Origin of the sequence: Nisaea sediminum (genome assembly GCF_014904705.1) — a bacterium.
Lineage (GTDB): Bacteria > Pseudomonadota > Alphaproteobacteria > Thalassobaculales > Thalassobaculaceae > Nisaea > Nisaea sediminum.
The window spans coordinates 378,773-400,210 of sequence record NZ_JACZCQ010000006.1 but is presented as its reverse complement, the minus strand read 5'-3'; the positions used below and the strand labels follow the sequence as shown (position 1 = coordinate 400,210).

Genomic DNA, 21,438 nt, shown 5'->3' with positions numbered 1-21,438 from the left:
GGAGACGCAGCATGTCTTTCGACCTGACAGGAAAAACCGCCCTCGTCACCGGCGCCAGCCAGGGGCTCGGCAGCCGATTCGCCGAAACCCTTGCAGCGCAGGGCGCTTCGGTTGTTCTCGCCGCGCGGCAGAAGGCGAAGCTTGAAAGTCTCGCGGGGACGATCCGCGACGCGGGAGGCCGGGCGCTTGCCGTCTCCATGGACGTTACCGATCCGGTCTCGATCCGCGAGGCGCTCGACGTCGCGGCGCAGGCGTTCGGACCGCTCGACATTCTGGTGAACAATGCCGGGATCGCGGTGCAGAAGCCGTTCCTCGAGATGACGCCGGAAGACTACGACCAGGTGCTCGACACCAATTTGAAGGGCTGTTTCCTTGTCGCGCAGGCGGCGGCGCTGCAGATGAAGGAGAGCGGCGGCGGCTCGATCATCAACATTTCCTCGATCCTCGGCACCGAGGTGATCGGCATGCTCTCGACCTATTGTGCCTCGAAGGGCGGGCTGCTGCAGCTCAACCGGGCGATGGCGCTGGAGCTCTCGCGCCACAAGATCCGGGTGAACGCGATCGCCCCCGGCTATATCGAGACGCCGATCAACAGCGAATTCTTCCAGACCCCGCCGGGCCAGCAGATGATCAAGACCATTCCGCAGCGCCGGCTCGGCCAGACGCACGATCTCGACGGTGCGCTGCTGCTGCTCGCCTCGGACGCGGGCGCCTACATGACCGGTTCCGTCGTCACCGTCGACGGCGGTTTCGCGCTGCGCTGACGGGACGCTGAGGTGCAGGACCTGCTGATCCGGGAACGCGATCTCGCCTTCCTGCTGCACGACCATCTGGGCATCGCGCGGTTGGCGGACCGTCCGCGCTTCGCGGGGCAGGGGCGGGAGACCTGGGACGCGGTGATCGAAACCGCCCGGCGCATCGCGGCGGAGAAGTTCCGCCCGCACAACCGCGCCTCCGATCTCGACGAGCCGCGAATCGAGAACGGCAAGGTCGTCGTCCATCCCGACATCGGCCCTGCGATCGCCGCTTTCAGCGAGGCCGGCTTCGCCGCCGCGCATCATGACGAGGCGATGGGCGGGATGCAGCTCCCTTGGGTGGTGACGCAGGCCGCCTTCGCGAACTTCCAGGCGGCCAATCTCTCGACCGTCGCCTATCCGTTCCTCACCATCGCCGCGGGTAACCTGATCGCGGCGCATGGCAGCGAGAGCCAGAAGGAGCGTTTCCTCACTCCCCTGACCGACGGGCGCTTCTTCGGAACCATGATGCTGTCGGAGCCGCACGCAGGCTCTTCCCTCTCCGATGTCCGGACGCTGGCGAAGCCCCTGGAGGACGGCACCTGGACGCTCACCGGAACCAAGATGTGGATCTCCGGCGGCGAGCACGAGATGGCGGAGAACATCGTCCATCTGGTGCTGGCGCGGACGCCGGAGGCGCCGCCGGGCGTGAAGGGCCTCTCGCTCTTCCTTGTGCCGCGCTACAGGCTCGATGCGGACGGCAATCCCGGCCCGGAGAACGGCGTCGTGCTGGCTGGGCTCAATCACAAGATGGGCTACCGGGGCACGGTCAACACGGTGATCAATCTCGGCGAGGGCGCGCCCTGCATCGGCGAGCTGATCGGCGAGCGGAACCGCGGCCTCACCTACATGTTCCACATGATGAACGAGGCTCGCATCGGCGTCGGCTCCGGCGCCGTGGCGCTCGCCTATACCGGCTATCTGCACGCGCTCGACTATGCCCGCACGCGGCCGCAGGGGCGGCATCCGGACGGCAAGGACGCGACGAGCCCGCAGATCCCGCTGATCGAGCATGCCGATATCCGCCGCATGCTGCTGCTACAGAAGGCTGTGGCCGAGGGCGGGCTCGCGCTCTGCCTCGAGGCGGCGCTGCTTGTCGACGACCAGCGCACCCATCCCGACGAGGCTGCGCGGCGGGATGCCGGGCTCCTGCTCGATTTCCTGACGCCGGTGATCAAGTCCTTTCTCTCCGACCGGGCGCTGGAAGCGAACGACGCGGCGATTCAGATCCATGGCGGCGCCGGTTACACGCGCGACTTCCCGGTCGAGCAGTTCTGGCGCGACAACCGTCTGAACCCGATCCACGAGGGGGCCAACGGCATCCAGGCGATCGATCTATTGGGTCGCAAGCTGGGGCAGGCGGACGGGCGCTCCTTCGCGCTGTTCCGGGAGGGCATCGCCGGCACCGTCGCCGCGGCGCGAGCCATCGAGGGTCTTTCTGGTCTCGCGGAGAAGCTGGAGACGATTTCGGAGCGCTTCGCGAATTTGGCGGCGCGCCTGCTTTCGGCGCTTAGCAACGATCCGCGCCGTACCCTGGCGAACGCCGCCGCCTTCATGGACGCCGCGGGTTATATCAGCCTCGCCCGAGCCTGGCTGGATCAGGCTGTTACTGCGGAACGGCTGCTGGCTTCGGGAGAGGCGGAGAGCCCGGAGGAGCGGGCCTTTCTTGTCGGGAAACTGGAGACCTGCCGCTTTGTCTTCGCCTGGCTGCTACCGCGCGCCGGGCCTTTGCTGGCATTGCTGGAGGTCGGAGACGACACCGTCTTCCGCATGCGTGGCGAGTCTTTCTAGCGGGGATCGCTTGAACCGACGCGGTCGAGCCTATACCAAGGCAGCCAACAATTTTCATCGCGCATGAGACCTTCGAGGAGGATGGGATGTCAGTGAACAAGATCGGCGTCGTCGGCGCCGGAATGATGGGCTCGGAGATCGCGCTCGTCTTCGCCATGGCGGGCAAGGACGTGATGATCATGGAGCCGGAGCAGGCGCGCCTGGACAAGGCCGAGGCCGGTATCAAAAAGACGCTGGAGTCCGGTGTCGCCCGGAAGTTCTGGGCGGAAGAGGACATGGCGACCGCGCTCGGCAACATCAAGCTGGTGACCGACCTCTCCGCCTATGGCGACCGCGACCTCGTGATCGAGGCCGTGTTCGAGGACGAGAAGGTGAAGGCCGAGGTCTACAAGACCCTCGACGCGGTCTGCAAGGACGACGCGATCATCGCCTCCAACACCTCCAGCATCTCGATTTCGGTGCTGGCCTCCTACTTCTCCGAGAAGCGCCAGTCCCGTTTCCTCGGGCTGCATTTCTTCTCCCCGGTCAGCCGTATGAAGTTGGTCGAGGTGATCCGCGGCATGGATACCGACGACGCGGTGATCGACGCGGCGCGCAATGCCTGCGTCGAAGCGGGCAAGACCCCGATCGACGTCAAGGACGTGGTCGGCTTCGCCGTCAACCGCATCCTCTTCGCGATGTGGGACGAGGTGCTGCGCCTGGTCGAGGAAGGCGCCTGCACGCCGGAAGACATCGACACCGGCTGCAAGCTCGGCCTCGGCCATCCGGTCGGTCCGTTCGAGCTGATGGACAATATCTCCAACACCCTGAACCTGCAGGTCTGCGAGATCCTGCACGAGGCCTATGGCGAGCGCTTCCATCCGCGCCCGATCCTGCGCCAGGTCGTCGCCGCCGGCCGTCACGGCCGCCGCGCCGGCCGCGGCTGGTACCGCTACGACGAGAAGGGCAAGCGGGTCGGCTGATCCGATTGCATATCCGGGACAGCGGGCGGCCTCGGGGCCGCCCGTTCCGTTTCCGGCCTCCGGATTTCTCCTTCCTCAAGCCGAGTTCCCGGACCATCATCTCGCAGAAAGAGGGGAAGGACGCGCCGCATGATGCAATCGATCCGCCGGGGTGCCGCGACGCTCAGGACGCCGACCATCACGGCGGCGGCGCAGGAAGAGCTGGAAGCCGCCGCCAGCGAAGCGGAACGGATTGAGTCCGTCGCCGCCCTGATCCACGGCGCCTTCACCGATTATTACCGGCGCTTCCGTCAGATCGCCGGGCTCGCCAAGGCCGCCTTCGAGGCGCGGGACTGGCCGGCCTCGATTGCACTCAGCCAGGAACGGCTCGGGATTTACGGCGCCACCGTCGAGGCGCTGGTTCCGGTCATCCTGCTGCATTGCCCCGACGTTCAGGGCCGCGATGCCTTCTGGGCCGAGGTCGAGGAGCGCTATCTGTCGCTGATCGAGGGGCTCTATCACGCCGACCTCGCCTATGCCTTCCTGAATTCCGTACGCCGTCAGGTGCATGCCGGGATGTGGCGGGCCTCGACCTATTCGAGCGCCCGCGCGCGGGACGAGGACAAGGCGGCACGCCCTGTCGTCAGCCGAATTTTCGAGGTTCAGGATGGGCTTGGGGTGGAGCATCTCGTTCCCGTTCTGACGCTGGCCGGTTTCTCCCGGCGATGGCGCGACCTCGACGGCGATGCGGCGGCGGTCGCGGCGCGGATCCTCGAGGAGGCGCCCGGGGCGAACAGGATCCGGGCGATCGAAATGGCGGATGCGGGTTTCTACCGGAACCGGGGCGCCTATCTGGTTGGCCGGCTGCTGATCGAGGGCGGCGATCCGGTGCCGCTCGGCATCGCGCTGCTGAACGAGGCGGACGGCATTCATGTCGACGCGGTGATCCTCGGCGCGGGCGATCTGCAATATGTCTTCAGCTCGACGCTCGCGAACTTCCACGTCACCTCGGAGCATTATCACGAGATGGCGTCCTTCCTCTTCGAACTGATGCCGGACCGTCCTCACGGACTGCAATATTCGACCATCGGCTACAACCATATCGGCAAGATCGCGGTCATCCGGCAGATCGAGCGCGAGCTGAAAGAGAGCGGCGAGCGCCTCGACCATGCGGTCGGGCCGCGCGGCACGGTCGCCATCGGTTTCTCGGCGCCGTCCCTCGGCTATGTCGCCAAGGTGATCCGCGATCATCCGACCGCCGGCTATAAATGGGGCAAGTTTCCCGGCGTGCGCTCGGTGCTGCAGAAATACAGCCGGGTGCACGAGATCAACCGGGCGGGCTCCATGCTCGACAACGTGATCTATTACAACGTCACCCTGCCCGCCGATTACTTCACCGACGATCTCCGCCATGAGATCCTGGAAAACGCGGGCGACAACGTGATCCAGACCGGCGCCGGTCTGCTGTTCCGCCACCTGATTGTGCAGATCAAGATGACGCCCTTCCCGGTCTTCATGGAACAGGCGGACGACGTGCAGGCGGAAATCGCCATCGGCAATCTCGGCCAGTGCATCGCCAACAATGCCGCCGCCAACATTTTCAACAAGGATCTCGACGGCCGGAATTACGGGGTCAGCAAGATCCTGAAGGTCTATCTATTCGACTATGACGCCATCGAGGACCTCACGGACGTCAAGGTGCGCACCAACCAGAACCGATTCGACGGCGAAGAGGACATCCCCGACTGGTTCTTTGAGGAGGGCGTGATCTTCCTGCCGGAGGAGCTGGAGACGCATCTCAGGATCGAGGACCGGAACCTCCGGCGGATTTTCCGCGATTCGCATGGCGAGCTGCTGACCGTGGAATACTGGACCGACATGCAGAGAAGGCTCGAGCAGGGCCAGGTGCCCCGGCTGACGCCGTACCGCGAGGCCTGCCGGTTACATCCGGGCCGTTGATCGTGAGGATGGATGCATGCGGGTGATGCAGTTCGAAAAACCGGGAGCACCGCTGATCATGGCCGATCGTCCGCGCCCCGAACCGGGACCGGGAGAGGTCCTGGTGCGCATCCATGCCTGCGCGGTATGCCGGACAGATCTGCATGTCGTCGACGGCGATCTGACGGATCCAAAGCCGCATGTCGTGCCCGGTCATGAGGTGGTCGGGACGGTCGAGGCATTGGGGCACGGCGTGAAACAGCTCTCCGAGGGCACGAGGGTCGGGGTGCCTTGGCTTGGCTGGACCTGCGGGGAATGCCGTTACTGTCTCGAAGGCCAGGAAAACCTTTGCCCCGAGGCGCGTTTCACCGGCTACACGCTCGACGGCGGCTACGGGGAGTACCTCGTCGCAGATGCCCGCTACTGTTTTCCAATCCCGGAGTTCTATTCCGACGCCGAGGCGGCCCCGCTGCTCTGCGCCGGTCTCATCGGCTACCGCTGCCTGCGCATGGCGGGAGAGGGCCGACGGCTCGGCCTCTACGGCTTCGGGGCCGCGGCGCATATCCTGATCCAGGTCGCGCTCTGGCAGGGGCGGGAGATCTACGGCTTCGTGCGGCCGGGCGACGAGGCGGCGAAGGATTTCGCGCGGTCCCTTGGCGCTGTCTGGGCCGGAGACTCGAGCGAAATGCCACCCGAGGAACTGGATGCCGCGATCCTCTTCGCGCCGGTGGGCGATCTGGTGCCGCAAGCCCTGCGTGCGGTCCGTCCGGGCGGCACCGTGGTCTGCGGCGGCATCCACATGTCGGACATACCGAGCTTCCCTTACGATATTCTTTGGCGGGAAAAGAAAGTGGTCTCGGTCGCCAATCTGACGCGGCGCGATGCTGTGGAGTTTCTGGAACTGGCGCCCAAGGTGCCGGTCCGGACATCGGTGCAGACCTATCCGCTCGACGACGCCAACCGCGCGCTCTCGGATCTGCGGGACGGGAATCTGCAGGGGGCGGCGGTGTTGGTGCCGTGATGCGGCGAAAGCGCCGGGCTCCGACCTGCGGGCGCGCTGCATGGATTCCCGGCGCGAATCCTAGGCTTGCCAACAAATTTGTGGCATCAGCCGGTTAGTTTCTCTGTGTGGGAGAGGTAAGTGGCGCGCCCGGGAAGATTCGAACTCCCAACCTCCTGATCCGTAGTCAGGTGCTCTATCCAGTTGAGCTACGGGCGCTCTCGGGAGCGTGGCGCCCCCGAAGGAGGCCGGAACATACTCAAGGCGTTTTCGAAACGCAAGCGCTTATATCAGGGAATCTTTCGCCGCGTATCTTACGGAATCGTTTGGCAAAACAACTTGTAGGCCCGATTGGCTTTCGTTACTATCCCTACGAAATTCGCGGCTTGCGGCTACCATCAGTGGGGGACTGCGTCGGCAAGCTTCTTTCTTTCTTCAAGACCCCGTACAATCGGGGATGAGGGAAGAGAGGCGTTCTGTCCTTGGGGCGGGACAGCCGGGCAAATTGCTAGGGGGGTCGGCATTGGTCGGTCGAACGGATCTACCTGAAACCGCGGCAAACATAACACCTATTTACAAGGTGACAGCGTCCTATGGTTCTTAATCGCTCGTCGCTCGTTGTCCTGGGCGCAACGGTTCTCCTTCTCGGGGGCTGTTCTTTCTCATCCGACGCTTTGTGGCCTAGCCTTTCAGGTGAAGATCCTGCTGCGGCGAATCAGACACCGACGCAGGTCGCGATCGCGCCTTCGGCGGGTGAGGCGTCCGGCCAGCCAATCATCGCCAGCGGACAGCCGCCTGCGCTCAACACCACGAATTTCGAGGTGCAGCCGCCCCGCCCGGGCGCCGCGACGGGAACGTTCGTGGGCAACAAGGTGGTGCAGCTGCGGGACGATCTCCGGCGTCTGCAGGAATCGATTCGCTCCCATAACGGGGACCTGCAGACCATCCGTCAGCGCACAATCGGCAACGCCCAGACCTACCACCAGTCGGTCGCGGGCATCCGCTCGCGCCTTCAGGTCGGTACCACGCCGGGCAACCCGATGCTGGTTGCCGCCTGGAACCAGTCGCAGGGACTGCTCGAACAGGTGAACGCCGATATCGGCGACATGAACGACCTGTCGAACCGGGTCGCCGCCGACGCCGCGCTCTCGACCTATCTGCTCGATGCCACCCGGGCTGCTTTCGGTCTGTCCGGCGCCGTCGACGAGGACCACCGTCAGCTCGAGGTGCTGGAAGACGATGTCAACCGGACCGTCGTGCTGGTCGACCGGCTGCTGACCGAGCTGAGCGACGACATCCGCCGTCAGAGCCGTTATGTCGCGACCGAGCGCAACGATCTGAACACGCTCGCGCTGGCGATCAAGAACGGCGAGTTCTTCGGCACCAGCCTCGCCGCCCGGACATATGGCATGGGCGGTGCGGAAGTCACCACGACGCCTTCCCTGCAGGGCCGCGGGCTGAGCTCCGCGACCGGTGCTCGCCGGCCGCTGGTGGTCATCCGTTTCGACCGCAGCAACGTGAACTATCAGCAGGCGCTCTATACCGCCGTCAGCCGGGCGCTGGAGCGTCGTCCGGACGCCTCGTTCGATCTCGTCGCGGTGACGCCGTCTGCCGGATCCTCGGCGCAGGTTGCACTCGATACCAGCAAGGCGCGGAAGAATGCCCAGGATGTGCTCCGCGCGCTGACCGATATGGGGCTGCCGCCGAGCCGTGTCGCCCTTTCTGCGACCACCGCCGCCGACGCGTCCAGCAACGAGGTTCGCCTTTTCGTCCGCTGACGGAAGCGACAGATTTCCAGATCAAGGCGCCGTCGGTAAGACGGCGCCTTTTTCATGCGTGGGATTTGTCACGGCCTCCGCCGCTGGACTCATCCACCCTGAACCGTCGGACGTAGGATATTCAGACAATGACGGAAAGGAACGGGATGATGCGCTCGATTTTGGGTCGGTTCCTCGTGCTGTTCGGCCTTCTCCTTGCCGCTTTTCCGGCCGCGGCGCAGGACGCGGAGATACGCGCCACCATCAACCGGCAACTGGACGCCTTCCAGCGCGACGACTGGAGCGAGGCCTTCACTTACGCAAGCCCGGATCTACGGCAGCTTTTCGGTACGCCTGAACGTTTCCGGGACATGGTCCTTGGTGGCTACCGTACCGTCCACCGGCCGCAGCAGGTGAGCTTCCGGGAACTGGATCTTTCGGGACTGCGGCCGGTGCAGATCGTTTTCTTCATCGGCCCGGACGGGCTGGCCTATCTCGCGGCCTACGAGATGGAACAGCAGGCGGACGGCTCCTGGCGCATCTCGGGCGTGCAGATGATCCGCGCCGCCGACAAAGCGGTCTAGCCGGCTGATTTCGGGCGCGCGCCGCCACAGGAAACCTATTGGGCGTTGCGGAAACCGGAGAGGCGCGCTATGTCGCCGGATCGTCAAGTGACCGCGATGGAAGCCAGCCATGTCGAGTGACAGTTTCAACAAGTCCTTTCCCGTCAGCTGGGAAGAGCTCCACCGCACTGCCAAGGCGCTGGCCTGGCGTCTGACCGAGGTCGGCCCGTTCGAGGGAATCGTCGCGATCACGCGCGGCGGGCTGGTTCCGGCGGCGGTCGTCGCCCGCGAACTGAACATCCGCATCATCGACACGGTCAGCGTCGCGTCCTACGGCGTCGGCGGGGACGACAAGGAGCGCGGGAAGATCAAGGTCATGAAAAACTGCGAGATCGCAGGCGACGGCACCGGCTGGTTGATCGTCGACGATCTGGTCGATACCGGCGAAACCGCGAAGGCGGTGCGCGCGATGCTGCCCAAGGCGCATTTCGCGACGGTCTATGCCAAGCCGGCGGGCCGTCCGCTGGTGGATACCTTCGTGACCGAGGTCAGCCAGGATACCTGGATTCATTTCCCCTGGGATCTGGAGCCGCGACCGGTCGAACCGATTTCCTCGCTCCGGCGCTGACAGCCGGACCTAGACCGCTTCCGCCAGATCGTCGAGCTGTTCGTTGTCGACGATCCTGATCCGCGACGCGTTCTCCACTGAGATCAGGCCTTTGCTCTTGAACTGGGTGATCGTCCGGCTGACTGTCTCCGTGGTGAGGCCGAGATAGTCGGCAATGTCGGTGCGCGTCATCGGCACGATCACCGGATTCGCCGGGAGGTGCCGTTTTTCCTGCCGCTCGGCAAGCCCGCGCAGGAACGACGCAACCCTTTCGGCTGCCGATTTGCGGCCGAGCAGAACGATCTGTTCCTGCATCAGATAAAGCTCTTCGGTCGCCCGCGCGAACATCCTGCGCTCCAAAGTCGGAATTTCTTCCATGAGGCGCCCGAGTTCGGTGCGCTGGAAGCGGCACATCGTCACCGGCGTGATGCTCTCCGCGCTGGCGCCGTAGCTGTGTCGCATGGAGACGCCGAGGAAATCGCCCGGAAAGAGAAATCCGGTGACGGATCTGCGGCCGTCCGCGAGGAGCTTGTAGAGTCTGACGGCGCCGGCGGTCAGGGTATAGACGAAATCGGCGGGCTCGCCCTCGTCCACAATCGGATCGCCGGCCGCGAAGTTGATCGTGGTCATGATGCTGTTCAGGCGCTGGACTTCACCCAAACGCAACGTGCCGCAAATCGCGAGATCGCGGATATCGCAGTCGTCGCAAGGCGATTGCAAAGCCGCCGCTGCGTTTTTCTCTCCCGACACATTTGCCATGGGGTGCTCCAGCCTGGGGCTGTTGGACCTGTTCCGCTATGGGCCTTATCAGCCTTGTTCACCCATCCACAGTAACGTGTCAGGCACGCAGGTGGAAGCGACTCTCGTCGCGCCATCAGGCTGCGCGAGTGTTCGAGCGCGCACGTTCTGTCACAGGGCAAGGCAGATCGAGATGAAAGAGACTTCCGGACCCTCCGGTTTGCTCGAGAAACAGCGCGCCACCGTGGGCCAGCGCGATGTCGCGGGCGATCGCGAGGCCAAGGCCCGATCCGCCGCCGTGCCCGGAAAGCTGGAAGGGAAGGAACAATTTTTCGCGTATGGGATCGGAAATGCCCGGACCGTTATCCCGAAAGCGGATCGTCAGCGTGTTGTCATTCTGCTCGAACCCGATATGGAACAATGTCGCGCCGGCCCGTGCGGCGTTCGAGGCCAGGTTGGCGAAGATGCGGTAGATCTGGTCCTGATCGATCGTGAGGAGGGAATCGGGTACCTCGCCGACCTCGATGACGAGCTCTTCCTCGTCGAGAGCCGTCCTCAGTTCCGGGAGAATCCCGTCCAGCAGTTCCTTCAAAGTGACGCGCTCGGTCATCAGCGGCACCGTTTCCTGCGTGAAGTTCAGGGTGTCGGAGCAGAGCTTCACCGCCCGGTCGATGGTCCGCAAGAAGGGCGGGACCGCTTTACGCACGAACGGATCGGAGCTTTCCGCGAAACGATCCGAGACAAGGGTCGCCGTGGCCAGCATGTTGCGCAGGTCGTGGTTGATCTTGTTGACCGCCATGCCGAGCGTGGCGAGCCGGGTCTTCTGGCGCAGGGCCCGGCGGACGCCCTGCTTCATTCCCGCAAGTTCCCGGATCGCGATGCCGATCTCGTCCCGGCGGGCGGTCGGAGGAAGATCGGACGTCGGATCTTCCGGCCGTTGCCGGAAGGCAATCATGCTCGTGGTGATGCGCTGCATCGGGAGCACCATCATCCAGCGCAGCGAGAGGAAGACCAGGGCGGCGGTAAAGAGCGAGATCACCACCGAGAGCGTCAGGATGCGCCAGGAGAAATCGAGCATCTCCATGCGCATCGGCGCCTCGTCGATGATCATGGTGACGAAGATATCCGGATCGCGCGGGGACTGGCCGTGCAGCCGGATCACCCTGTCCTCCGTCTGCGCGAGAGTTGAAAAGGCATTCAGGATGAGATCGATCACGCCGACCTCGCGGAGATCGAACGCCATCTCGACCTCGGGCACCTCCGGACGGCGCAGCATCGGCATGAAGTTGGACTCGTCGTTGGCGACGACGCTGTAGGCACCGACATGGTCCAGGAGCTGGCGCGTCAGCATCTCAGTGATCATCCCGTCGGGCGCAGCCTTCACCGACAGGGCCGCGAGATGGCCCTCGGCCAGCTTCTCCTGAAGGTAGCTCAGCCGGTAGCGCGCGATGGAGGGCGTATAGATCAGGACCTCCGCCACCATCACGAAGAAGACCGTCAGGAGCAGCAGCCGGAAGGAAAGGCTGTTCGCAAAACTCAACATGCACATGCGTCCGTCGGCAGAACCCGATGTCCGAGTTTAGCCGAAGGCGGCGAGGAAACGGACGATTTTGCGCATCCGCGGACTGAACAGGGTTTCCGTGAAGAAGGATCCGGCTGCCCGCTTGCCGATTTCCGCCAGGGTTGGATAGGCGACGATCGAGGAGGCGATGGCGCCGATCTTGATCTTCTGGCCGATCGCGAGCCCCCAGCTCTGGATCAGTTCGCCGGCATTTCGGCCGACGATGGTCGCGCCGATCACCTGTCCGTTTTTCAGCACGATCAGCTTGATGAATCCTTCGATCGCCCGTTCCGCGCGGGCGCGGTCGTTCTCCTGATAGGTCCATTTCAGGACCCTGACCTTCTCGCCGTGCTTCGTGCGCGCCTCCGCCTCGAGCAGGCCGACCTGGGCAAGCTCGGGGTCGGTGTAGGTGACGCGGGGAATGGCACTCATGTCGGCCTTTGACGGCAGGCGGAACAGCGCGTTCCGGATCACCACGCTAGCGTGATATCCGGCGACATGGGTGAATTGAAGGCCGCCCGCGGCATCGCCGATGGCATAGACCCGACGGTTGCTCGTCTTCAGGCCGGCATCGACCTTGATCCCGGTGCGTGTCGTCTCGATACCCGCGGCCTCGAGATCCAGCCCGTCCAGATTGGCACGGCGGCCGGCGGCCACCAGCAGATGGGAGCCTTCGATCTTCTGAAGTGTGCCGCCCGTCTCGACCGAGAGCGCGATGCCGCCTTCCTTGCCCGACGCTTCCTTCACCAGCGCGCCTTCGAGCAGCGTGACGCCGATCTCCGCGAGATGCGCGCGGATCAGGTCTGCCGCGTCCGGGTCTTCGTTGCCGAGCAGCTTGGCGGCTTCGATCACGGTCACTTCGGAGCCAAGATTGCGATGCGCCTCTGCCAGCTCGCAGCCGATCGGCCCGCCGCCGATAATGAGGAGGTGCGCGGGGCGTTCGGTCAGGTCGAAGATGGTTTCGTTGGTGAGATAGGGCGTTTCGGACAGCCCCGCCACCGGCGGGATCGCCGCGGAGGATCCGGTGGCGATGACGAAACGACGGGCGCGCACCCGGTAGCCTCCGCCGGTCACGGTACGGCTGTCGGCGAAGCTGGCGGCAGCCTCGATCACCCGCACGCCGAGCTTCTCGAAGCGCTCGACGGAATCATGCGGGGCTATGCCCGCGATGACGTCCTGCACGTGGGCATGGACCCGGGCGAAGTCGATTTCCGGCTCAGGAAGAGTGACGCCGAAGCGGCCGGCGCTTCGCGCCGTAGCCGCGGCGTGCCCCGCTGCCAGAAGCGCTTTTGACGGCACACAGCCGTAGTTCAGGCAGTCGCCGCCCATGCGCCCGCGCTCGAAGAGGACGACGCTTGCACCCATCTGCACCGCCCCGGCCGCGACGGACAGACCGCCGGAGCCGCCGCCGATGACGCAGATATCGGTCTCGATGAGTGTTTCTTCCGTTCTCTGGGCGGGCGCGTCTGTCTTCATGTCTCTCTGCATCGTCCCTCGACACGGAAGCTGGGAATGATAGCGTATTCCGTATCATCTGATCCAAGACACCTATGTCGCGCGACGGTCGAGGCACAACCAGTCACCTTGGCGTGAGCCGAAGGGGAGATAGAGCGCGCCCGCGAAGTGGCGCTGGCGAAAAAGGTTGCGATGGCGGGCGCGTCCGGTGCAAATACGCGCGCCCGCGTTGACTCGGGCAGGGCAGTTCTATATACAGCCCCGCACTCGCGAGATTGCTATATTTACGTCGACGGAGAATTCCCGTGAAACGCACCTATCAGCCGAGCGTCCTCGTACGCAAGCGCCGCCATGGCTTCCGGTCCCGTATGGCGACCGTCGGTGGCCGTCATGTCATTCGCAACCGGCGCGCCAAGGGCCGCAAGCGTCTGTCCGCCTAAAATGCTGCAACCCGGCTTCGGCCGGGCGGCACGCATTCGGAAAGCGTTCTTGCCATGCGCAACCCGTCCTCCGGTACGTTGGAGCGCCTGCAAAAGCGCAGTGAATTCCTCAACATTGCCCGGACCGGGCGCAAGGCCGTGACCCAGGGACTGGTGCTTCAGGCCCGTGCGCTTGAGCACGGCCAAGAGGGCCTTCTCCGGGTGGGCTATACCGCCAGCCGAAAGGTCGGCGGTGCGGTCGAGAGAAACCGCGCAAGACGAAGGCTGAGAGCCGTGGTTCATGATGCCTTGAACACGATGGCCGCACCTGGGCATGAATTTGTCCTGATCGCGCGCGCCAACACGCTCAGCAGATCGTATGACGGTCTCGTCGCCGACCTGAAGCGCGCGCTGTCCAAGGTCGGCGCCCTGAAGGAGGAGACGCGGCCGTGACCCGTCTCATAACCGCTCCTCTCGTCTGGCTGCTGAGCGGCCTGATCCACGCCTACAGGCTGTTCATCTCTCCGCTGCTGGGCACCAATTGCCGTTTCGAGCCGAGCTGTTCGCGCTACGGGCTGGACGCGATCCGCCGTCACGGGCCGTTTGCCGGCTCCTGGCTGACCCTGAAGCGGATTCTCCGTTGTCATCCCTGGGGCGGCTGTGGCTATGATCCGGTCCCCGAGCGGGGCGGGGTCGCTTCCCAAACACAACAAGAATGTCGGGCCGAATAATGAACGAGCAGAAGAATCTGATTGCCGCTGTCGTACTTTCCGTGGCGATCCTGGTCGGCTTTCAGTTTTTCTACGAGGTTCCGAAATCCGAGAAGGAGGCGGCACGGCAGGCCGAGATCGCGGCGTCCAGCCCTGCGGCAAGCTCGACGACTCCGAGCGCATCCTCCGTGCCTTCCGCCGTGCCCGGCCAGGGCGGCGGCGCTCCCGCCGTCAGCGAAATGTCGCCGGCCGACGCAGCCAAAGCCCGGCGCGACATCGCCGCGGATTCCAAGCGCGTGCGGATCCAGGCGCCCGGGATGCGCGGCACGATCTCGCCGGTCGGTGCGCGCATCGACGATGCGATCCTGACCCACTATCGCGAGACCCTCGACAAGGACAGCGACAACATTCACCTGCTGAAACCGGTCGGCGCGCCGAAATCCTATTATGCCGAGTTCGGCTGGGTACCGGAGGCCGCGGGAACGAAAGTCCCCGATGCCAAGACGGTCTGGAGCGCGGACAGCGACGTGCTGAGCCCCAGCCAGCCGGTGACCTTTACCTGGGACAATGGCGAGGGTCTGGTCTTCGAGCGCACCTATGCGATCGACGACGATTTCATGTTCACGGTGAAGCAGCGGGTCCGGAATACCGGCGATACGCCTGTCACCCTCTTCCCTTATGGCCTGCTGTCGCGTGGCGGCACCCCGAAGACGGCCGGCTTCTATATCCTGCACGAGGGCCCGCTCGGGGTCTTCGACGAGACCCTGAAAGAGGTCGATTACGACGACCTTCAGGAATCCGGCAAGGTCGAGGTCGAGGCGACCGGTGGCTGGATCGGGATAACCGACAAGTATTGGCTCGCGGCTCTGGTTCCGTCGCAGGACGAGGCCATGAAATACCGCTTCACGCATTCGATCCGCCAGCAGGACGATCGCTACCAGACCGACTATCTCGGCGCGGCCCGTTCCATAGCGGCGGGCGGCACGGCTGAAACGGAAGCCCATCTCTTCGCCGGCGCCAAGGAAGTGAAGCTGCTCGACCGCTACGAGGCGAAGTACGGCGTCGCCAATTTCGATCTCGCGGTGGATTTCGGCTGGTTCTATTTCCTCACCAAACCGTTTTTCTATGCGCTCTCCTGGATCCACGGGCTGGTCGGCAACTTCGGTATCGCCATCCTGATCTTCACCGTTTGCGTGAAGGCCGTGTTTTTCCCGCTCGCCAACAAATCCTACAAGTCGATGGCGAAGATGCGCGAGCTGACGCCGAAGATGCAGGCACTGCGCGAGCAGTATGGCGACGACAAGCAGCGCCTGAACCAGGAGATGATGGGGCTCTACAAGAAAGAGAAGGTCAATCCGGCCTCCGGCTGTCTGCCGATCGTGATCCAGATCCCGGTCTTCTTCGCACTCTACAAGGTGTTGTTCGTCTCGATCGAAATGCGCCACGCGCCGTTCTATGGCTGGATTCACGATCTCTCGGCGCCGGACCCGACCACGCTGTTCAATCTCTTCGGCCTGATCCCCTGGACCCCGCCGGCCTTCATTCCGCTGATCGGCGTCTGGCCGATCATCATGGGGCTGACCATGTTCCTGCAGCAGAAGCTGAACCCGCAGCCTGCCGACCCGATCCAGGCCAAGGTGTTCATGTTCCTGCCGCTCTTCTTCACCTTCCTGCTGGCCTCTTTCCCTGCCGGCCTGGTGATTTACTGGGCCTGGAACAACCTGCTCTCGATCGCCCAGCAGCGCCTCATCATGTGGCGCATGGGCGTGAAGTAGGAACGTGATGGAAGACGAACTGGACCCCGAAGCGCTGGAGGCTGGGCGCCTCCTCTTCGCGCAGGAATGCCGGTTCGTCTGGGGCGCGGCCCGGCTCGACCAGCTGCCGGACGCCGGCCTGCCGGAGATCGCCTTCGCCGGGCGCTCGAATGTCGGCAAGTCGAGCCTTGTCAACGCGCTGACCGGCCGGAAGACCCTCGCCCGCACCTCGAACACGCCAGGCCGCACCCAGCAGCTCAACTTCTTCGATCTCGGCGGAAGGCTGATGATCGTCGATCTGCCCGGATACGGCTACGCAAAGGTCTCCAAGACCCAGGTCGCGGCCTGGAACCATGTGCTGCGGCATTACCTGAAAGGCAGCACCGTCCTGCAGCGGGTCCTGCTGCTCATCGACTCCCGGCACGGCCTCAAGGATACCGACCGGGAGATGATGGATATGCTCGATCAGGCCGCGGTGTCCTATCAGGTGGTCCTGACCAAGGTCGACAAGCCGAAAAAGGCCGAGCTGGAAAAGGTGATCGCCGATACCGAAGCGGAATTGCGCACGCATGTCGCCGCACATCCTATTATCGTGCGGACGAGTGCCGAGAAGGGAACCGGTATTCCGGAGTTGCGGGCGGCGCTGGCGGCACTCGCCGCGTCTTGAACAGGGGGAGGATGATCATGACCGGACCGTCATTGACCGAGCTGCGCCAGACCTGGCTTTCCAAAGCGGATATCCTGACCGAGGCGCTGCCCTACATGCGCCGCTACAGTGGCAAGACGGTCGTGATCAAGTTCGGCGGCCATGCCATGGGCGACGAGGAACTCTTCAAGTCCTTCGCCGCCGACATGGTGCTTTTGAAGCAGGTCGGCATGGACCCGATCGTGGTCCATGGTGGCGGCCCCCAGATCGGTAAGATGCTGGATCGCCTCAAGATCAAGAGCGAGTTCATCGACGGCCTGCGGGTCACCGACACCGCAACGGTCGAGATCGTCGAGATGGTGCTGGCGGGCTCGATCAACAAAGGTATTGTCGCTGCGATCAATGCGGCCGGCGGCCGCGCGGTCGGCATCTCCGGTAAGGACGGCAACCTGATCACCGCCCGCAAGGTGACGCGGACCAAGGTCGATCCCGACAGCAGCATCGAGAAGGTGCTCGACCTGGGGCTCGTCGGCGAGCCGGCGAGCGTCGATGTCGAGATTCTGAAGATTTTCTCCAGCGGCGGCCTGATCCCTGTCATCGCGCCGATCGGCCTCGGACCGGACGGCGAGACCTACAACATCAACGCCGATACCTCCGCCGGGGCGATTGCCGCGGCCTCCGACGCCGCCCGCTTCCTGCTGCTGACGGACGTCGCCGGCGTGCTCGACAAGGACGGCAAGCTGATCCCGGAACTGTCGGTCGAGGAAGCGCAGGCCCGCATCGAGGACGGCACGATTTCCGGCGGCATGATCCCGAAGATCGAAACCTGCATCGAGGCGATCAAGACTGGTGCCCGCGCCGCGGTCATTTTCGACGGGCGCGTTCCGCATGCCTGTCTGGTGGAACTTTTCACCCCGCATGGCGTTGGTACGATCATACGCCGCTGAGTGACGTGCCGCGTCCGGTGAGAAAGCCGCCGGCCGGACCCCACATCCCGAACAGATTTGAGCGGGGCGGCCTATCGGGGCCGCAACGCTATCGCTGTGCCTGACTTTTGGGGCGGCCCAGTCCGCAGGGAGCGCGGTGTGCGAAGACTTATGGTTAAGCAAGCGTTTAAAGGAAAAGCGGTTGCGTTTGCGTTTCGTAAATAAATTTTTTGTAGGGTGAGGTCTCGACAGGCCGTTCTTCTGCCGTTTTTCAGTGCATGGCTGTCGAATTCTTTTTTGGGCCTTTCGGGAACCGGCGCTGTCCTCAGAAAGGAGGAAGCACGATGGGGAAAATGAAACACCTGATCAAACACTGTGTGGCATTCGCCGCCCTCGTGACCGCTATCTCCTCTCTTCCGGCGCCCTCGCACGCCACGCAGCCACAGCTCTGCACCCAGCACGGCGAGCTCGTCGCCCAGCTGGATCAGAAATACGGCGAAAAGGTTACCGCCTCGGGCTTCGACGGAGCCGGAAACTTCGTCCAGGTCTTCAGTTCGAAGAACGGCACCTGGACCATCGCGATTTCGGTGCCGGGCGGCCTGACCTGCGTCATCGCCGCCGGCGACGACTGGCAGGAAGAGAAAAAGCCGTTGCCGAAGGCCGAAGTCGCCTCCTGATCCCGGTTGGGAGCTGGCCGCGCGCCACAGCGCGGCGGATCAGTCCTCCTTCTCGGTTTCTTCACTGACCAGTTCGATCTGCCAGGACATCTGATCGTCGCTGAGCGGGAAGCCGCCGTCTTCGGTCGGCTTCAGCGCCTTTTCCGGCGGAATGTTCGCGAGCCGGAGCTGGAGCTGCACCGCGAACTCCATGCTGTATCCGGCCTTCCAGACCAGGGCGACAACCGCTTTCGGGTTGATCGAGGACGCCAGGGAATGCACCGCGTCCTCGGGCAGGCCGGAGACGCATTCCAGAGCCGCGAGAACGAACGGACGCTTGCCTTCGCTGACGGCGTCCCGCACCGCCTCTTCCGTCAGCGTTCCGTTCTCGAACATCTTCATGGCTCGGTCGCGCCCGGTGAGGATGATCTCGCTCTCCTCGGTGCCGTCGGCGAGCTCCGGATTCTCCTCCAGACGCCGTTCGAGCTCGCGCGCCAGCTGGGCCGAGGCTTCCGCCCCGAGATCGGCCCGCTTGGTGAGTTCGGCCACCAGGGCGTAACCGACGAACCGCGCCAGGCTGAGGGCGTGGCGGCCGAGCAGTTTCGGCCGTGTGACCAGCGGGCGATGCAGGACCGGCCGGTCCGCCGCGTTCTCGATCAGCTCGTCCAGCGTTTCCTCGCGGATCTGCGCCGACTTGTTGCCGAGCAGTTGGGCGATGGCGGCGTCGTCCTCGGCGCCGATGACAGCGTCGGACACCGTCTCTGAAACGGCCTGACGGCGGGAGATGGCGGCAATCGCACCGGCCACGGGCTCGTTGCGGATGATCTCGACCAGAAGCTCGTCAGCAAGCAGGGGAGAATGTTCGAGGATCGGGCCTGAGACCGAGAGCGTCGTATCCCGCGCCAGAACCTCGATGACCCGGCTGATCAATTCCGGCGGCGCATCGGGAAGATCCTTCACCGCGTCGGCCAGAACCGCGCGGACCCGGTCGACATGGTCGAGGGCAAGGGTCTCCAGCACCTCGACGGTCAGCTTGCGGATGCTCTCCCGGCGTTCCGAGCTGAGATCGGGTGCGATCGCCGCGACCTTGCGGGCGACGATGGAGCGGACATCCTCGCTCTCGTCCTTTGCCAGGAACTGGTCGGCATGACGCGGCGTGGCCGTGTTCGCGGCGACCGCCTCGCGAATCTCACTATTGTCGTCCTCGGCGAGGAAGAACAGGATCTCCGGAGGGGTCAGGTGGTCTTCCGCCAAGCGCCGACGTTCCGCCAGATTGGTGCTGGCGGCGATGTTCTTGGCCTGCTCGTACGCGGCCTTGTCCGCATCGCTCATGCGTCGCTTGGGCTTATTGGCCATCGCTGCGGTCTCCGCTTGCGTCCGGGGCGAGAGCACCCGGGTCTGGGGCACCCGGGTCTGGGGCAAAGGTGTAGGCGTTCTTGCCGCCATGCTTGATTTCGTACATCGCTTCGTCCGCGCGGGCGATCAGGTTTTCGGCATTTTCAGACGGGACATCGCCGCCGGGGGCAATCCAGGCGATGCCGATCGACATCCCGACCTTGCGCTTCTCGTCGACGGCATATTTGGCGAGCGTGCCGGCGGCCTCCAGCAGGTGCTCGGCCTTCGCCCGCGCCTTGTCCCTGTCCGCATTGTCGAACCAGACCACAAACTCGTCGCCGCCGAGACGTGCCGGCATGTCGTTGTTGCCCGAGCATCCGTGGAGCATCGCGGCGACGTCGAGCAGCACCTCGTCGCCCTTCTTGTGGCCCAGATTGTCGTTCACGAGCTTGAAGTTATCCAAATCGACATAGACCAGCGCGCCGCCGGCTCCCTTTTTCCGGAGACGGCCGTCGAGCCGCTCCTGAAAGGTCCGGCGGTTGAGCAGTTTGGTCAGCGGGTCGGTGGTCGAAAGCAGTTCCAGATTCTCGTGTGAGGCGACCTGCTCGATGGCGATGCCGATCTGGTTCGAGACCTCCTTCATGAGAGCGGCGTCATCCTCGTTCCAGGCGCCGCCTGCATGGTCGCGCCAGAGCACCACCGCCCCGTTGGTGCGCTGATGATAATCGGTCGGCACGGCGAGAATATGGGCGCCGTTCGGGTCATTGATAACGGTCGGTGTCAGGCCCTCTGTTTCCGCGGCAAGCAGGTTCCGGAGAAAATCCTCCGGGGGATCGCCGAGTTCGGCGGCGACCAAAAGCCTGCCGGAGGCGTTGCGGCGGCAGATGACGCAGCCGTCGGAGGCGAGCGAACGGGCGATCGCGCGGGCGGCGGAGGCCATCATTGCCTTCGGGTCGAGTTCGTCGCGGATGGTGCGGACAATATAGGCCATCAGGCGTTCGCGGTTGCGCGCCTTCGCCAGTGCGGCATCGCGCCGCCGTGCCTCGGTGACGTCGCGGCAGACACCGCGCGCGCCGAGCCATTCGCCGTCCTCGGTGTGAAGCGGGGCTGCAGACGCCTCGAGCTCGGCGATCGATCCGTCGGCCCGGCGGAAGCGGAACTCGATCCCGGTCGAGGGTTCTTTCGCACTGAAGGGGGTGACGATCTGGATGCCGTCGAGCTTGCTGACGAAATCGTCTGCGACCCGCCCGACCAGTTCGTCCGGCTCGTAGCCAAGCGCGCCGGCCGTCGAGACGAAGACGAATTTTCCGCTGGCGTCGGTTTCCCAGGCGAAGTCGCTGGAGATCTCGACCAGATCCTTATAGCGCTGACGCGATTCGACCAGGGCGTTGCGCAAATTCTGATCGAGCGAGATGTCGCGGCCGAAGAGCAGGACATGTTGTCCGCCATCGACCGGCAGCGCGGTGATGTCGGTCGTCCGTCCCGCTTCCTCGTCGAGGATTTTCATGTTCTGCGGCCGGCCGCCGCTCGACAGGGTCGCACTGACCAGCGCCGTGATCGAAAGCGCCGTGCCGGACATGATCCCATGCACGAGCGACATCGCCGCCGGATTGGTGCCGACGACTTTCTTCTCGGGGTCGACCAGGATCACCGGGCCCGGATAATCGAACAGCGGAGCTCCGTTTTCCAACAGTCTCAGGAGCCTATCTGCGTCGCTTTCCGCCAATTCTGCCAGATCCTCTTCGAGCGGCGAATGTTGGTCGCTCTCAAGCCCAGTCACATCGATTTCCCCCAACGGTCCCTTTTCCGATCCGCGCTCCCGTGAAGCTTGCCCACGCAGGCCGGAA

Annotated in this window: 21 protein-coding genes and 1 tRNA gene; 15 read left to right on the top strand and 7 right to left on the bottom strand. The window is 64.3% G+C overall.

Annotation, left to right across the window (positions count from 1 at the left end):
- The first annotated feature begins 11 nt into the window (after positions 1-11).
- The 5 genes from IG122_RS13960 (at position 12) to IG122_RS13940 (ending at position 6,485) form a co-directional block, all read left to right on the top strand.
- The gene (locus tag IG122_RS13960; RefSeq protein ID WP_193184534.1) at positions 12-764 is read left to right on the top strand and encodes an SDR family NAD(P)-dependent oxidoreductase; all 753 of its coding nucleotides are present in this window, start codon (positions 12-14) and stop codon (positions 762-764) included.
- Positions 765-776: 12 nt separating this feature from the next.
- Positions 777-2,585 carry an acyl-CoA dehydrogenase gene (locus tag IG122_RS13955; RefSeq protein WP_193184532.1) on the top strand — a complete coding sequence of 603 codons (1,809 nt, stop codon included), beginning with the start codon at positions 777-779 and terminating at the stop codon, positions 2,583-2,585.
- Between the two features lie 86 nt (positions 2,586-2,671).
- Complete coding sequence (locus IG122_RS13950; protein ID WP_193184530.1) at positions 2,672-3,547, top strand: 3-hydroxyacyl-CoA dehydrogenase family protein; 876 nt, start codon at positions 2,672-2,674, stop codon at positions 3,545-3,547.
- A gap of 129 nt (positions 3,548-3,676) precedes the next feature.
- Positions 3,677-5,485, top strand: a complete 1,809-nt coding sequence (locus IG122_RS13945) for an isocitrate dehydrogenase kinase/phosphatase AceK regulatory subunit (protein WP_193184528.1) — start codon at positions 3,677-3,679, stop codon at positions 5,483-5,485.
- 16 nt (positions 5,486-5,501) lie between these two features.
- Complete coding sequence (locus tag IG122_RS13940) at positions 5,502-6,485, top strand: zinc-dependent alcohol dehydrogenase family protein (RefSeq protein ID WP_193184526.1); 984 nt, start codon at positions 5,502-5,504, stop codon at positions 6,483-6,485.
- Between the two features lie 121 nt (positions 6,486-6,606).
- Here IG122_RS13940 and IG122_RS13935 read toward each other — a convergent pair.
- Positions 6,607-6,683: transfer RNA gene (locus tag IG122_RS13935), tRNA-Arg, on the bottom strand.
- A 496-nt stretch (positions 6,684-7,179) separates the two neighbouring features.
- Positions 7,180-7,335: a hypothetical protein gene (locus tag IG122_RS24085; protein ID WP_226893572.1), complete on the bottom strand. Its 156-nt coding sequence runs from the start codon at positions 7,333-7,335 to the stop codon at positions 7,180-7,182.
- On the opposite strand from IG122_RS24085, the gene IG122_RS13930 reads away from it, so the two are divergent.
- From IG122_RS13930 to gpt, 3 genes are all read left to right on the top strand, one after another.
- Positions 7,325-8,242, top strand: coding sequence for a hypothetical protein (locus tag IG122_RS13930; protein ID WP_319024888.1), 918 nt, complete (start codon positions 7,325-7,327; stop codon positions 8,240-8,242). The two genes, IG122_RS24085 and IG122_RS13930, sit on opposite strands and share 11 nt — an antisense overlap.
- A gap of 128 nt (positions 8,243-8,370) precedes the next feature.
- The gene (locus IG122_RS13925; RefSeq protein ID WP_226893571.1) at positions 8,371-8,805 is read left to right on the top strand and encodes a DUF4864 domain-containing protein; all 435 of its coding nucleotides are present in this window, start codon (positions 8,371-8,373) and stop codon (positions 8,803-8,805) included.
- A 109-nt stretch (positions 8,806-8,914) separates the two neighbouring features.
- Entirely contained in the window at positions 8,915-9,412 is a 498-nt protein-coding gene (gpt, locus tag IG122_RS13920; RefSeq protein WP_193184522.1) for a xanthine phosphoribosyltransferase, read from the top strand.
- 9 nt (positions 9,413-9,421) lie between these two features.
- Here gpt and IG122_RS13915 read toward each other — a convergent pair whose 3' ends face one another.
- The 3 genes from IG122_RS13915 to IG122_RS13905 all read right to left on the bottom strand — a co-directional run bounded on the left by IG122_RS13915 (position 9,422) and on the right by IG122_RS13905 (position 13,166).
- Positions 9,422-10,150 carry a helix-turn-helix domain-containing protein gene (locus IG122_RS13915; protein WP_193184520.1) on the bottom strand — a complete coding sequence of 243 codons (729 nt, stop codon included), beginning with the start codon at positions 10,148-10,150 and terminating at the stop codon, positions 9,422-9,424.
- Positions 10,151-10,265: 115 nt separating this feature from the next.
- A complete protein-coding gene (locus IG122_RS13910) occupies positions 10,266-11,672 on the bottom strand; it encodes a sensor histidine kinase (RefSeq protein WP_193184518.1) in 1,407 nt (468 codons plus the stop codon).
- A 36-nt stretch (positions 11,673-11,708) separates the two neighbouring features.
- A complete protein-coding gene (locus IG122_RS13905; RefSeq protein ID WP_193184516.1) occupies positions 11,709-13,166 on the bottom strand; it encodes a dihydrolipoyl dehydrogenase family protein in 1,458 nt (485 codons plus the stop codon).
- A 284-nt stretch (positions 13,167-13,450) separates the two neighbouring features.
- Between IG122_RS13905 and rpmH the strand changes: the two genes are divergently transcribed.
- The 7 genes from rpmH (at position 13,451) to IG122_RS13870 (ending at position 18,277) form a co-directional block, all read left to right on the top strand.
- Positions 13,451-13,585, top strand: a complete 135-nt coding sequence (rpmH, locus tag IG122_RS13900; RefSeq protein WP_193184514.1) for a 50S ribosomal protein L34 — start codon at positions 13,451-13,453, stop codon at positions 13,583-13,585.
- Between the two features lie 54 nt (positions 13,586-13,639).
- Positions 13,640-14,017 (top strand): ribonuclease P protein component, encoded by a 378-nt coding sequence (rnpA, locus tag IG122_RS13895; RefSeq protein WP_193184512.1) that lies wholly within the window; start codon positions 13,640-13,642, stop codon positions 14,015-14,017.
- Positions 14,014-14,295, top strand: coding sequence for a membrane protein insertion efficiency factor YidD (gene yidD, locus IG122_RS13890; protein WP_193184510.1), 282 nt, complete (start codon positions 14,014-14,016; stop codon positions 14,293-14,295). Before rnpA ends, yidD begins: the two co-directional genes overlap by 4 nt.
- Positions 14,295-16,049: a membrane protein insertase YidC gene (gene yidC / locus IG122_RS13885; protein ID WP_193184508.1), complete on the top strand. Its 1,755-nt coding sequence runs from the start codon at positions 14,295-14,297 to the stop codon at positions 16,047-16,049. Before yidD ends, yidC begins: the two co-directional genes overlap by 1 nt.
- Positions 16,050-16,056: 7 nt before the next feature.
- On the top strand, positions 16,057-16,695 hold the full coding sequence (yihA, locus tag IG122_RS13880; protein WP_193184506.1) for a ribosome biogenesis GTP-binding protein YihA/YsxC: 639 nt from the start codon (positions 16,057-16,059) through the stop codon (positions 16,693-16,695).
- 17 nt (positions 16,696-16,712) lie between these two features.
- The gene (gene argB / locus IG122_RS13875; protein ID WP_226893569.1) at positions 16,713-17,621 is read left to right on the top strand and encodes an acetylglutamate kinase; all 909 of its coding nucleotides are present in this window, start codon (positions 16,713-16,715) and stop codon (positions 17,619-17,621) included.
- A 323-nt stretch (positions 17,622-17,944) separates the two neighbouring features.
- On the top strand, positions 17,945-18,277 hold the full coding sequence (locus IG122_RS13870) for a hypothetical protein (protein ID WP_193184502.1): 333 nt from the start codon (positions 17,945-17,947) through the stop codon (positions 18,275-18,277).
- A 39-nt stretch (positions 18,278-18,316) separates the two neighbouring features.
- Here IG122_RS13870 and IG122_RS13865 read toward each other — a convergent pair whose 3' ends face one another.
- Together IG122_RS13865 and IG122_RS13860 are read right to left on the bottom strand one after the other, a co-directional pair.
- The gene (locus IG122_RS13865; RefSeq protein WP_193184500.1) at positions 18,317-19,612 is read right to left on the bottom strand and encodes a DUF2336 domain-containing protein; all 1,296 of its coding nucleotides are present in this window, start codon (positions 19,610-19,612) and stop codon (positions 18,317-18,319) included.
- Positions 19,602-21,371 (bottom strand): sensor domain-containing diguanylate cyclase, encoded by a 1,770-nt coding sequence (locus IG122_RS13860; RefSeq protein WP_193184498.1) that lies wholly within the window; start codon positions 21,369-21,371, stop codon positions 19,602-19,604. The genes IG122_RS13865 and IG122_RS13860 overlap by 11 nt, the downstream gene beginning before the upstream one ends.
- Positions 21,372-21,438 lie beyond the last annotated feature (67 nt).